The 13,832-nt window shown below is 51.1% G+C and carries 9 protein-coding genes; 4 read left to right on the forward strand and 5 right to left on the reverse strand.

Going from position 1 to position 13,832, the window contains the following annotated elements:
• Window positions 1–23: 23 nt before the first annotated feature.
• From PsAD26_RS14800 to PsAD26_RS14820, 5 genes are all read right to left on the reverse strand, one after another.
• Window positions 24–1,997, reverse strand: coding sequence for a hypothetical protein (locus tag PsAD26_RS14800; RefSeq protein ID WP_063311060.1), 1,974 nt, complete (start codon window positions 1,995–1,997; stop codon window positions 24–26).
• 25 nt (window positions 1,998–2,022) lie between these two features.
• Window positions 2,023–2,487, reverse strand: a complete 465-nt coding sequence (locus PsAD26_RS14805) for a type III secretion system chaperone (protein WP_063311061.1) — start codon at window positions 2,485–2,487, stop codon at window positions 2,023–2,025.
• 263 nt (window positions 2,488–2,750) lie between these two features.
• Complete coding sequence (locus PsAD26_RS14810; RefSeq protein WP_063311062.1) at window positions 2,751–4,745, reverse strand: BCCT family transporter; 1,995 nt, start codon at window positions 4,743–4,745, stop codon at window positions 2,751–2,753.
• 414 nt (window positions 4,746–5,159) lie between these two features.
• Window positions 5,160–6,545 carry an aldehyde dehydrogenase family protein gene (locus tag PsAD26_RS14815; protein WP_063311063.1) on the reverse strand — a complete coding sequence of 462 codons (1,386 nt, stop codon included), beginning with the start codon at window positions 6,543–6,545 and terminating at the stop codon, window positions 5,160–5,162.
• Window positions 6,542–8,203, reverse strand: coding sequence for an acetolactate synthase large subunit (locus PsAD26_RS14820; protein ID WP_063311064.1), 1,662 nt, complete (start codon window positions 8,201–8,203; stop codon window positions 6,542–6,544). The genes PsAD26_RS14815 and PsAD26_RS14820 overlap by 4 nt, the downstream gene beginning before the upstream one ends.
• A gap of 813 nt (window positions 8,204–9,016) precedes the next feature.
• On the opposite strand from PsAD26_RS14820, the gene PsAD26_RS14825 reads away from it, so the two are divergent.
• Genes PsAD26_RS14825 through PsAD26_RS14840 form a run of 4 tightly spaced genes read left to right on the forward strand, consistent with a single transcriptional unit; the run spans window position 9,017 to window position 12,771 of the window.
• Window positions 9,017–9,925, forward strand: a complete 909-nt coding sequence (locus tag PsAD26_RS14825; RefSeq protein ID WP_063311065.1) for an ABC transporter substrate-binding protein — start codon at window positions 9,017–9,019, stop codon at window positions 9,923–9,925.
• An 11-nt stretch (window positions 9,926–9,936) separates the two neighbouring features.
• A complete protein-coding gene (locus tag PsAD26_RS14830) occupies window positions 9,937–11,106 on the forward strand; it encodes an ABC transporter permease (RefSeq protein ID WP_063311066.1) in 1,170 nt (389 codons plus the stop codon).
• The gene (locus PsAD26_RS14835; protein WP_063311067.1) at window positions 11,103–12,047 is read left to right on the forward strand and encodes an ABC transporter ATP-binding protein; all 945 of its coding nucleotides are present in this window, start codon (window positions 11,103–11,105) and stop codon (window positions 12,045–12,047) included. The genes PsAD26_RS14830 and PsAD26_RS14835 overlap by 4 nt, the downstream gene beginning before the upstream one ends.
• A complete protein-coding gene (locus tag PsAD26_RS14840; protein ID WP_063311068.1) occupies window positions 12,034–12,771 on the forward strand; it encodes an ABC transporter permease in 738 nt (245 codons plus the stop codon). The genes PsAD26_RS14835 and PsAD26_RS14840 overlap by 14 nt, the downstream gene beginning before the upstream one ends.
• The last annotated feature ends 1,061 nt before the right edge of the window (window positions 12,772–13,832 follow it).

The following is a 13,832-nucleotide window of genomic DNA, read 5'->3' on the forward strand; positions in this document are numbered from 1 at the left end:
CAGCGGTTTGATGAACTCAGGCCTTACTCAGAAAGCGCCTGCAACTCAGTTTCAAACTGCGCACGTTCTTCTGGTGTGAAACCGCGTAAGTGGTTGCCATCTGTGCGTTGTGCGATCACGTTCGCGACGAATTCGTTGGCTTTGTCTGCTGGAATGTCCGGATAGTTTTGCGCAACGTACAAAGCAATGGTCTGCTGGTCTTCGTTGAAATTGATACCGCCCGGTGTTGTGATCTGCTGCGGTTTGAAGCTTTCCGTTTGGGCCGCAATGTTCAGCTGAGCACCACCAATCAGGCGTGGATCTGCAACGGTTGCGGGTTGTGTACGGCTCAAACCTTGAGCCAGCAGCTCAGAAACGCGGATCGGTTTTGCTGTGCCACCCAGATCGTTTGCCGCTTTGGTCCGCAGATCAAAAGTATGCAGCAGCCCATTCACGTCACTCAGAGATTGCTCAGCATCATTTGCTTTAAGCGCACTTAACAGTGCTGCCTTCGAACCATCATATTCGCCCGGCTGTTTTAGACCAGATCCCGGCTTCAAAAGCTGCTCAAATGGCTTTGCATCCAAGAGCTCCGGGAAGTATTCGGTGGCCAAGGAACGGAACTCGGGATTGTTCTCAAGGACGGCCCCCAGCTGTTCACTGAAATCTGCGTCAAGATAGTTATGTTGAACCCCGCGGCTGGATTGCATGGCTGCAGCGCCAACCACTTCCAGACCTTCTGTCTTTGTTGTGCCAGCAACTTCCAGCCCCACGACGTGCTGCCACGCTCCGCCGGAAGACAGATCACTGAAGCGTTGGTTGACGTCGTAAACAGGCTGCAGTTGTGAAGCCAGCTGCTTCTCAAGGATAGGCACTTTCTTAGCTGTCCCGTCGACCACTTCCGTTCTGCTGGTGCCGCCACCACGCTGACCAACCGCGTATACGAGGTAGTCTGCTTCAAAATCCCCACCATCTGTGCTGATGGTCAATGGCCGGTTTTCGCCAGCAGAGACATTGTTGATCTGCTGATAGCGGAACACAGTGCCGCCATCTGAGCGGTCATTGCCTGCTTCCTGCGCGGTAAAGGTGGCTTCAATACCAACTGAACTGACATCCCATGTCAGTGCAACTCCCGGCTTTTGATGAGGCTGCATCATCCAGAAGATGTTTTCCTTATCAACACCGCGTGTTGAAAGTTCCATGATCGCGTCTGTACCCGCATTGGGGCCCATGACAGCCACAACACATCCCGTCAAATCCCGCGTTCCAGCTTCATTGCGCTGGAACTGATCCAGATCCAAACAGTTGGCTGCATTTGGATGGCCTGACTTTCTGAAGTCAGCGACCTCTGGGGGCACGTGATGATACTCGTAGTCTGATCGTTCAATGCCAGCTCCAGTTGCCAAGATGACCTTCTTGGCCAGAAGCGGCTCGCTATCTGCATCGGTCTGTACCTTATAGAGGCCGGTTTCGCTGTCTCGGCTGATCTGACGGACTTCGGCGTCAAGGATGTTCCCACCAGAGACCTGATCAATGCGTTGTGCATTGAGCTGAGACCATTCCTTTCTGTCAACCGGGTCCAGACAGGAGGATGCAATCGGTTCATCGCCAGGGTTTACAAGCTGTTGTGCTTGGTTGATGCACTGCGTGTAATGGCCTTTTTCATAACCTCGTGCACCAGCCCATGGATCATTCTTGCCAACCACAAGCACGTTGTTCTTACTGCTGTCCGCAACAATAGAGCAATCACACCGTTTCAGGCTGGTGAGGTAGGCTGCAGCTGATGTGCCTCGCCCGACACAAATCAGATCATACGGTGACTTATCAGCACCAGTGTTTCCTTGCGTCGTTGCGAGTTGATCTTTAACAGCGGATTGCGTTTCAACTGCTTTTTGTTGATGGGAGTGCAACGCCGGATGAGGAGAACTCTGAGCCGGACTGCTTGTTGTGTCAGCCTGTGTTGGGATGTTGGCAGGAGCAATTGTTGGTGTCGCAGAAGTCACTTGCGGGATGGTCATGGGGAAGCCCTCGTTCTTATGGGGATCAGACTTTTAGGGAGTTTTGGGGGATTTCTGTTGTGTTCTCTTGTGTGAGGAGAACACCAGCTTTCAAAAGCTCCCGCCAACCCTGCGCGCGTTCTACAAACTCAGAAAGGGCAGCAAAAAGGTCGTGGCGAGCCAACCCATTCATCGGAATATCCCAGAGGAGCGTGATGGTCTTGTCTGTGCCTGCCAGCATTGCAAACCGCAGGCTACCAGTGCCTGCCCAAGACTGATTGACCTTTAAAAAGTACTCCAGCAGATCAATCCGGTTTTCTTCTGGCAAACTCCCTAACTCCGCACTGATGGCGAGGGCATGCCTGTCTTCTTCCAGTGTCGCAATCACGTCCAAACCTGACGTGAACTGAAACAGCCAACTGTCACGTGCCGGATCCGCAAACACGGATGCATCAACGAATAAGTCACTCACTTCCGTGACGAGTTTCGATACTTCGCTCGTACCAACCATAGTTTTCCGCCCTATGCCTTGCCGCCGTCCACGGCCTTATGTCTGCGCAAAACATTAGAACAGGTTGCAATAGGTGATTGTGCCGATAGGCATAGCTCACAGAGGTGTGATGAAAATGTTTACCTATCGGAAGCTGAGTAATGAGGCAGCGTTACCAAAATGGTCCCAGGAGAGAAATTATTCGCTGGAGCCATAGCAGCGAAGCCTGCCAAGCACTCAAGAGACCGTCTTCAAGGTTATGTCTTGAAGACGGTCTCTTGAGCTCAAAGCAACTCGGATTGTGACAAGTGCAGATACTGCATGAAGCGTTCGTATTGTGTGACGACGTCGGCTATCAACTGTTCCTCGGTATAGCCGAGTACGTCGTACTCCTGACCGCCTTGGGCAAGGAACACCTCGACGCGGTAGTAGTTGGTGCCTTCTTCTTCGGTCTCGTCCTCATTTTCATCTTCGTCAATGAGGTGACCTGGACCGATTGCCAAAGCGGTTGTGAAGTAGCGCTTTCGCAGGCCATACACAAAGACCGTTTCTTCAGACTGCTCGATGGTCAAACGATAGTTCTTAGTACCGGTCAGTGTGGCTTTGAAGCCGCGTGTCTCAAATTCCGCCTGCACCTTTTCCAGAGCAGGCTTGCCAATAGTACCCATAAAATGTCGTGCGTCTTTTAAGGTCGCGTTTTCAGTCAATGTTCCGATGCGCTGCCTCCAATCCACGGTGCTTTTTGTGTACTGCACTGTGGTGTGGTGCATTTGCAGGTTTTTGGTGCGCAAAGCATCATCCTGCAAGGCTTTGTAAAGGCCAAAGCACATCAGCAGCATAACAATGAGGAAGGGCAGCGCACTGGCAATTGTTGCAGTTTGCAATGCCCCAAGCCCACCTGCCGATAACAGCACAATTGCAACAGCCCCCTGTAGCACAGCCCAAAAAACGCGCTGCCAGACAGGAGAGTTGATGTCACCGCCGGAGGTTAAACTGTCGATGACCAAGGAACCGGAGTCGGAAGAGGTAACAAAGAAGACTACCACCAGCACAACGCCTAGCATGGAGAGCACTGATGAAAATGGCATGTATTCAAAAAATTTGAACAGAGCCAGAGACACGTCAGTCGAAACTGCTTCTGCAAGGTTATCAGCTCCGCCATGGAGGATCAGATCGATACCTGTGTTGCCAAAGATTGTGAACCAGATCAGACTGAATCCTGTCGGCACAAACAATAGTCCAACGAGAAACTCGCGAATGGACCGACCACGCGAAACACGTGCGATAAAAGTGCCCACAAAAGGCGACCACGAAATCCACCAGCCCCAATAGAGCAGCGTCCAACCACCCAGCCAGTCATCTTTTCGGTCATAGGCGTAAAGGTTGAAAGTCTTATGGATCAAGTCGCCCATATAGGCACCGGCATTTTGCACAGCAGTTTGAAGCAGGGTCACGGTTGGTCCAACAATCAAGACCAGCAACATGATGCAAACGGCCAAAATGAGGTTGGTTTCAGAAAGACGCTTAACGCCGCGGTCCAAGCCGGAAAAGACCGAAGCCGTTGCCATACTGGAGATAAGCACAATCAGAACAATCTGAGAGGTTGTCGATACTGGCACATCAAACAGGTAGTTCAGACCAGCATTCACCTGAAAAGCACCATAACCAAGCGAGGTGGACACACCGAACAAAGTGCCCAGTACTGCAAATGTATCAACCGCATGACCGATTGGACCATAGATCTTCTCACCAATCAGCGGATAGAGCGCAGACCGCGGCAACAAAGGCAATTGGTGGCGGTAGGTGAAATACGCCAATGAGAGAGCCACCACACCATAGATTGCCCAGGCATGCAGACCCCAGTGGAACATGGTGATCTTCATTGCCTCACGAGCAGCCTCAATAGTCTGCCCTTCCATGTCTGGTGGAGACATGAAATGCATGATCGGCTCTGCGACACCGAAGAAAACCAGTCCAATGCCCATGCCTGCTGAAAACAGCATGGCGAACCAGCTTTTGTAGGCATAATCGGGCTCAGCATGGTCAGGTCCCAGTTTGATATCACCAAACCGACTCACCATGATGAAAAGGATGAACAGCAGAAAAATCGCAACTGCCAGAATATAGAGCCAACCAGTGTTTGTTTCGATCCAATCCTGAATGTTGCTGTAAAACCTCTGAGAGCCTTCCGGCCAGATGACTGCTGTAATCAGGAGCAGAAAAATCAGCGATATGGAGCTGATAAAAACAGGAGGATTAAACTTGTGCTTTATTCTCATCACGTGCTTCAACAAGCGCCGAAAAATGCAAAAAAAGGACGCACGAGTGACGAGGACTGCATTTTTCAAAGCAAAGCTATCTCAGTTGTGTAGACGGCCTCTTAAAACAATGTGTCCAACTCAGGATGCTTCTAAGCAAAACAAATATATATGCTTCGAATGACCAAAGCTGGGGCCGAGCATTTACTCCTGCCTTCACTAGGAGGCAATAGCTTTTATGTCGCACCTGAAAGTACGTATTCTTTTTTAATTTCAAAGGCTTGTGGATTTAAGTTAAGAGTGCTCGTGCTGAGCTGTAAAGCAGCGCTGTCAAACTCAGCGGTTTCGCCTGAGAGCCCAGCTCAAAACAGCATAAAACGAGATATCTGATCGCGACTGGGCTTTGAAATGCTCAGTTCAACTCTGTAGGGAACATCAAAGCCGGATGACTGCCATTTTGTCTTGTGTCATGTCGTGCATGGTGTAGCCGATACCTCCGGTGTTGTAGCCAGACTGGCGACGACCAGCAAACGGCATCCAGTCCACACGAAAGGCGGTATGGTCGTTGACCATGACGGCTGTGGCATCGAGACGCTGGATGGCTTGGAACGCTGTCTCTAAGCTTTGAGTGAAAACAGCGGCCTGAAACGCAAAGGGCAGGCTGTTTGCAGTCTCAATAGCCTCTGCAATACTATCGATGCTGTAAACACAAATCACCGGACCAAAGATTTCCAGTTGCGAAACGCGGGCATTGGCGGGCGGATTTAGCAAGACGGTAGGCACATAGGTAGTCGGTCCAAGTCGCTTCCCACCTGCCAGCAGCTCGGCTCCTCCATCGATAGCCTCGCTTACCCATTCCTCCACCCGATCAACTTCTCCGGGCCGGATCAGCGGACCGCAGTCCGTCGTTGCATCAGTGGCATCACCCACTTTCAGCAGTTTGGCAGCCGCTGCCAGTTTTTGCGCGATCTCCTGCGCTTTAGAAGGGGGAGCAAACACGCGCTGAACGGAAACACAGACCTGACCAGAGTGATAAAGGCCGCCCTTGGCTAGAAGAGGGATCATCTCGTCAATATCTGCATCTTCACCGACAATTACGGGAGCCGCTCCACCATGCTCCAAAGCACAGCGCGCACCCGGTGTCAGTTTTGAGCGAAGCATCCAGCCAACACGTGCTGACCCGATAAACGAGAAGAACCCAACCCTTGGGTCAGTAATCATCTGCTCAGCCACTTCATTGTTGCAGACCACCGCACGGCACCACTCTGGTGGCAATCCTGCCTCATGCAACATACCTACAAAATCTAAGCAGGACAGCGGCGTGTCTGGAGCAGGCTTGATGATAACCGGACAGCCCGTGGCCACAGCCGGTGCCACCTGATGGACAATCAGGTTAAGTGGGTGGTTGAAAGCACTTGCAGCCACGACCACGCCGATCGGCTCACGCTGGGTGAAGGCGAGGCGGCCTGACCCGGCTTCCGTCAGATCCATCGGAATTTCGCGGCCAGTCATTTGGCCAACCTCATGCACACAAAGTTCCACACCATCAATAGCGCGCATAACCTCAACACGAGCATCAACCAACGGCTTACCGCCCTCATTGGCGATCTGGAACGCTAATTCTTCAAAACGCGCCTCCATGAGCCGTGCGGTTTTCTTCAGGATCTCGATCCGTTGATAGGCTGGGAGCCAGCTATCACGCTGACGAAAGAGGCGGTGTGCTGTCGCCAGCATCCCGTCGACCTGATCCCATTCGCTGGTCTCGGCACTGCCGATAACCTCCAGACTGTAAGGGTTCACAACGTCTAGTGTACTGCTCATATCAGGCACACCTTGGCTGCAAGCTCATCTATCAGAACCCGTTGATTTTCGCTGTAATCAACCGGAACATCAACCAGATGCACCCCGCCTGCGCTAAAGGCAGCTTCAAAAGTGGGCAGCAGGTCTTCTGTGCGGGTAATCCTGTGGCCAGTAGCCCCGTAGCTGTTGGCATAATCTACAAAATTTGGATTGCTAAACTGCAAGCCCCAATCTTCAAAGCCTGCATGCGCTTGCTTCCAACGGATCATACCGTAAGAGCTGTCATCCAGCACCGTAACCACCAAGTTGAGTTTCAATCGAACAGCCGTTTCCAGCTCCTGACTGTTCATCATAAACCCGCCATCACCGCAAATCGCCATAACGCGGCGATCTGGATAACGTTTCGCTGCCATCATAGCTGAAGGCAGACCAGCGCCCATCGTCGCAAGTGCATTGTCCAAAAGCACGGTGTTAGGCCTATGAGCTTTGTAGTTGCGCGCATACCAGATTTTATAGATGCCGTTGTCGAGTGCGATAATATCCTCATCACCCATCACTCTGCGCGTGTCAGCGACGACTCTTTGTGGGATCACAGGATAACGGGCAACATCGCCACCTTCAGATGTGTGAAGGTCCGTCTCTTTCTTGATGCGTTGAAAGTAACTACGATCAAAGTCAAGCGGGCCACCCAGGATCTCGCCAAGGCGAGTAACCGAACGAGCAAGATCCCCAACCACCTCGACCTGAGGAAAATACACTTGGTCGACCTGAGCTGCTTTATAGTTCAGATGAATAACCTCGGTCCCCCCAGGTTCCATCAGGAACGGCGGTTTCTCAACAACGTCATGTCCAACATTGATGATCAAATCAGCTCGTGCAATAGCGCAATGTAGGTAATCACCTTCCGACAATGCAGCCGTGCCGAGGAACAGATCAGAACGTTCATCAATAACGCCCTTACCCATCTGAGTGTTAAAAAACGGGATCTGCGTCTTCTCAGCAAAACTGCTTAAGGCAGCATGAGCGTCCTTTCTGTTAGCTCCAGCGCCTAAAAGCAATAAGGGCATTTTGGCGTTACGGATCATGTCTGCAGCTTCATTCAGCACAGTATCGCCCGCGATGGCATAGTAGCGTGGGTGGGGCTGCAGCAAAGGCTCATCTGTCTCTTCTATGGCGATGTCTTCTGGCAGCTCTAAAAGGACAGTACCCGGGCGTTCTTCCTCAGCCACACGAAAAGCTTCGCGAACAAGAGCAGGGATAGTGTTGCCATTCACAATCGCCTTCGACATCTTGCTGATCGGTTCAAACAAACTAACAATGTCGATGATCTGAAACTGGCCTTGCTTTGATTTCTTGATTGGCTTTTGGCCTGTGATCATAATCATAGGCATCCCGCCCAAAAAAGCATAGGCCGCCGGGGTGGCAAAGTTGGTGGCTCCGGGGCCAAGCGTCGCCATGCAGACGCCGGCTTTGCCTGTCAGGCGCCCATAAGTGGCGGCCATAAAGGCTGCACCTTGCTCGTGTCGGTTCAGCACCAATTCAATTGAGGAGGTGCGAAGGGATTCAAGAACGTCAAGATTTTCCTCACCAGGAACAGCAAAGACGTATTCAACACCTTCCGCTTCCAGTGCAGCTACAAGACGATCAGAAGCTTTCATCGGGGGGTGAGAGTCAGGCATGGGATCTCCTGTTCAGTCAACGCTTGGCTTTAGAACTTCAGGTATTCCTTTGCTCTTTTTAAAAGAGCTGAGCGAGTAATCAGAATGGTCGAAAAACGGCCTGTAAACATCATCACGAACTGATGTTTCATTGCAACTCACGCCTGACGTAGGTTTGATCAAAACTGCGTTGCAAGGCTCCAGATTACTCCAGTGATCTCTAAAAGATCAGAAATAGGTAAAGACAGTATGCTCTTGTTTAAAAGTTCCAAACATGCCTGACAGAGGTACCAGCTATTGCTCACGCTCGGGACGTGTATTGCGTCCCTTGGTTTCAGGACTGCTTCCAAACAAGATGAATTCTTAACTTGCTCACTATAACGGCCAAAATTGAGTTCATGTATTGGATTGATCTTTCCAAAAACAAATCCGTCAAAATCACTGTTGATCTCTGACAACGTCAATTTCAACAAAACCTTGCAGCCAGAACTCCTCTGGGCATATCCTTGGGAATTGAGGGACAGAATGAACGCTGGATAAAGTTTGGTTTTGAGACCAGAGGCGGGTTGCGAGGGAACAGGCGGCGACCTATATGAGCGGTGCCTTCGGTACAACTCTGGATTACTTATGGTTTTTATAAGAGTGTTCGAAGCTGAGGGGGAAGTCGAGTGAGGGAAAATCTCAGATGATATTCGACAGATTTGGCGAAATCGATTCCGTACTAAGCTCGCAAGTTTGGGACAATAGCCCTTTTAGGGCTGCCACATTCTTCCCATAATAGAAATTTCACAATGCAGTGCTGAAAAATAGAGAGCTTTGAGGAGCATACTTCGCATGACACTTAATCGTATTCTTGCTGCGATCGGCATGACCGGAGCCTTAACAGTTGCAGCTCATGCTGAAATTGTCGTTTCTTCCAAAATTGATACTGAAGGCGGTCTCCTCGGAAACGTTATTGCACTTGCGTTAGAAGACGCGGGTTTGCCAGTAGAACGCCGCCTGCAACTTGGCGGTACGCAAGTGGTTCGCGAAGCGCAGCTTGCTGACCAAATCGACATCTATCCTGAATATACGGGCAATGCAGCCTATTTCCACAATGAGGCGGACAGCGAAGTCTGGAAAGATGCCAAAGCCGGGTACGCCCGTGCAGCTGAGCTGGATGGTGAGAAGAACGGCTTGGTATGGCTTCAACCCGCGCCAGCCAACAACACCTGGGCTATCGCTGTAACAGGAGCATTGGCCTCTCAGAACAACCTTGCCACTATGTCTGACTTCGGCGCCTGGGTTGCAAACGGCGGTGATGTGAAACTGGCCGCCTCGACAGAATTCGTTTCCTCTCCGGCAGTTCTTCCCGCGATGCAGGAAACCTATGGCTTTAAGCTTTCTCCAGACCAGACCGTTGTTCTTTCAGGTGGAGACACCGCCGCGACGATACAGGCAGCAGCTCGTGGTACGTCTGGCGTCAATGCAGCTATGGCATACGGCACAGATGGCGGAGTAGCTGCAACAGGCCTTGTTGTTATGACCGATGATAAGGGCGTGCAGCCAGTCTACGAACCAGCTCCGGTTATTCGCGCCGCAGTATCAAAGCAGTACCCGGAAATTGCTACAGTCTTGAACCCGATATTTGCAGGTCTGGATCTGGCCACCTTACAGGAGCTTAACGGTCGCATCCAAGTTGGCGGCGAACCAGCAGCTTCGGTTGCAAAAGACTATCTGACCAAGATCGGTGTTCTGAACTAACTGCGCGAGTTATGCCTAACAGGATCAAATCAGTCGTCTCCGGCCCCGGGCTTTTGTTCGCAAGTCTGGGGTTGGTTGCCTTATTCGCACCTTTCCTGACGCTTGCCGCCAATCGTATTGTAGCGGGCGAGGGTGTTCGTGTGTGGGACATGGCCGGCCCCGAAGCAATCATTCCTGGCATGGTTGGCGTGTTGATTGGGCTCGCCCTTGGCCTGCCATCCGCTTGGCAAAGTGTACGTTTTACAGGTTCAATGATTGGAATAGCAGCGTTAGTTTGGCTGCTGATGCAAGGCAGTACGTCACTTCTTGAAGGCGCTGGGACATATGCCAGAGTATCGCTAGGCAGTGGCTTTTGGTGTTTGCTGGCCATCCTGTTGCTGCTAGCGGCCGATGCTCTGTCCTCTCTTTCTCCTGGTCCCAAAATGCGCGGTGCCTTGTTGGCGGTAGCGATTGTGGTGTCGGCATTGGTCTTGTGGTCAGGAGTCTTGACCGATCTGTCAATCTTCAGAGAGTACGCCAACAGACAAGATGCCTTCTTCAACGCAGCATGGCGGCATCTCGGCCTTGCTTTCGGCTCACTTGTTGTGGCCGCTGCTATAGGTTTCCCTCTTGGCGTGTATTGCCACCGGAACCAAAGCTTGCGTGGTGCAGTTCTGCCAATACTCAGCTTTCTGCAAACAATCCCCTCACTTGCGATGTTCGGCATCATGATTCCGCTTCTTGCCTGGGTCGGCAGTACGATCCCCGGTGCCAGGGAACTGGGTGTCGTCGGTATCGGCTTTCTGCCAGCATTTCTGGCGTTGGTTATCTATTCCCTGTTGCCGGTGGTGGCGAACACTGTAGCTGGTCTGGAAGCCACTCCAATCGTGACGCTGGATGCAGCGCGCGGTATGGGCATGACCCGCCATCAACGCCTCATACAGATTCAACTGCCGCTCGGGCTTCCGGTTATGCTGGCTGGATTGCGGATTGTTCTGGTGCAGAATATCGGCCTTGCGGTGATCGCCGGATTGATTGGCGGTGGTGGTTTTGGAACCTTTGTCTTTCAAGGCCTCAATCAGACCGCAACAGATTTGATCCTGCTTGGAGCTCTGCCAACAGTCATTCTTGCTCTTATCTCAGCAATTACAATGGATATTCTGGTCGAACTGGCCCGCCCTAATCAGATGAGGCATGGATGATTGAGATCGACAACATAACCAAAGTTTACGACGGGCGAGCCGCTGTCGAGGCCGTATCTATGACGATCGAGAGCGCCACAATCACCGCAATCGTCGGCACATCCGGCTCTGGGAAAAGTACATTACTGCGTATGATCAACCGGCTTGTAGAGCCCACGACTGGCCAGGTTCGGATCAATGGTGAGCCAACTGCAGGACTGCCAAAAAACGCATTACGCCGCCGTATTGGGTATGCAATTCAAGGTCATGGCCTTTTCCCGCATCACACAGTTGCTAAAAACATCGGCGCCGTGCCGAGGCTACTTGGTTGGCACAAGGACAAGATCCACGCGCGCGTGAACGAACTGTTGGAGTTATTCTCCATGCCGCCAGATGAGTTTCGGGATCGCTATCCTGCTGAACTGTCAGGTGGCCAGCAACAACGGGTAGGCGTGGCGCGAGCTTTAGCGTCACGGCCCGACCTTTTGCTCATGGATGAACCCTTCGGTGCACTGGACCCCATCATTCGAACGCGCGCGCAGGCCGATTTACATAGGATCCAAAGAACACTCGGCTCCACAATCCTTCTCGTGACGCATGATATGGAGGAAGCCATACAGCTGGGCGATCAGGTGGCTGTCATGGATCAGGGACAGTTGGTGCAGCATGGGACACCAGCGGAGATCATCACCAACCCTGCGACAGAGTTTGTTGCAGAAATGGTCGGGGGTGTCGATCGACCGCTTCGCCTGCTATCGCTGCTTTCCGTCTCCCAGATATGTGAAGAGGGAACTGCAGAAGGGGATCCAATCGACGAGAAGTCCAGCCTGAGAGAGGCGCTTTCTGTTTGCCTCTGGAGCGGACGAAGTGCTTTGCCGGTAGAACGCAACGGCAGTCCTATTGGCCGCGTAACACTAGGAGCGATCCGTTCCAGGGCAGAGGGGACACATGAGCCGGGCTAATTTCCTGAGGGTTATTGTTGTATCGCTTTTGCTCGCTCTGGTCCTTCAGCCTGAGTGGTTTGCACCCATATTTGAGCCCTTCACACCGCCCGGAGCTGCGGTGATTTATGATCGCACGTCGCTACTGTCACTTTCTTTGAGTCATCTGGGGATCGTTGCTGTAGCCTCACTTGCTGCAATCATTGTCGCGGTATTACTGGCGATCCTCGTTACTCGGCCTCAAGGCAAGGCATTTTTACCGTTGTCACGAACCATTGCGAACATGGGGCAGACGTTTCCACCTGTGGCCGTTCTGGCATTGGCTGTACCGATGCTGGGCTTTGGAGCCGGACCAACGCTTGTTGCGCTGTTTCTGTATGGCATCTTGCCAATCTTCGAAAACACAATGACCGGTCTCTCAACTCTGCCACCTGCAACAATGGAAGCAGCCCGAGGTATAGGGCTCAGCCGTCGGCAACGTTTGATTCAAGTAGAACTTCCACTGGCACTACCTCTGATCCTGACAGGTATTCGCCTCTCTGTCGTCATCGCCATTGGCACAGCAACAATCGGCTCTACCGTCGCCGCCCACACGCTTGGCGAAGTCATCATCGCAGGCCTGCTGACAAACAACACCTCCTACGTCTTACAAGGCGGCCTCATAGTCGGCCTGTTCGCAGTCCTGATCTACGACGCACTGACCCAACTAGAGACCCACACCCGAAAACGCCTTGGAGTGATGTGAGAGCCATAAGTGGAAAACTAACAAGGCTGTTAAGTAACGGTATTATCAGCATCTTTGGACTCATTCGATTGCTTTTCCTTGAGTAATCAAAAGTTTGCATGATCGACTCCTAGCTAAGTTGTTTGAGGTAATTATTTGTAAGGTGAGATAAAAGTGCTTTTATTATAATTTTGATTTTTTGTTTCGCATAAGCTAAAACTGGGGAAATAATGATTGTGTATATATATTGGAGTGTGATCTAGTAAATCTGGCAAGATATTAATTGATACTTTGACGAAAGACTAATCTAGGTTTCTTCACGTTGCAGAATTGTCTCTTTCCTACCTTAACAGTATGATATTGTGAGGCGAAGGATGGTGTGGTCTACCTTCACTACGTGCAAACATAACGTTACCTCTGAAATTTGCAATTATATTTGCATCCATAATTTTCTATAGTTACTGAGTATGTATATTACTGTTGTTAAGTACTATAGATTAGAAGCGTCTCTGTTTGATGGAATAACTGCCATTTCAGCGTCACAGAACTTTTTTTGTTTAAGATATGGGCGTCTACCGACGTTGAGCAACTCAGTCTGTTCTTTCAAGCCATTTGGCCAGATCTGGCGAGAAGTATGAGATTTCTGTCAATAAGGCGGGGAGTCCGGACGATGCCGTACCCATACAGCTTACATCCTAAGTTTTGTTAGTGTGCAGCTTTCAGACTATGATGTGGCACAGCTCCTCGATAAAACCAAACTCAGTCCGATCAACAATCCTGAAGTTGTTGCAGTCCGTTTGTTGCCTTGATATCCACGTAATGGGGACTGGTAGGCAAGTCCTAGATCTGAGCCTTTGATGTAAAGTTAGTTTACGCGTCAACAAGTCAAACAGCCAACTTCGCAAGAAGAGAGGCCCAGCTTGTTTGATAATTGTAATCCAAATAAACCTCCACCTGTTTGTCGGCGACGCCTTATGGACAAATCGATCGATTTGAGTAATGGAGTGTTTTGGCCCATGATCACTAGATTAGGAGTGAACAATGGGGCAATACACAAGGACCGCCAGCGCTGCAGCTGAGAA

This window comes from Pseudovibrio sp. Ad26, from assembly GCF_001623285.1.
GTDB lineage: Bacteria > Pseudomonadota > Alphaproteobacteria > Rhizobiales > Stappiaceae > Pseudovibrio > Pseudovibrio ascidiaceicola.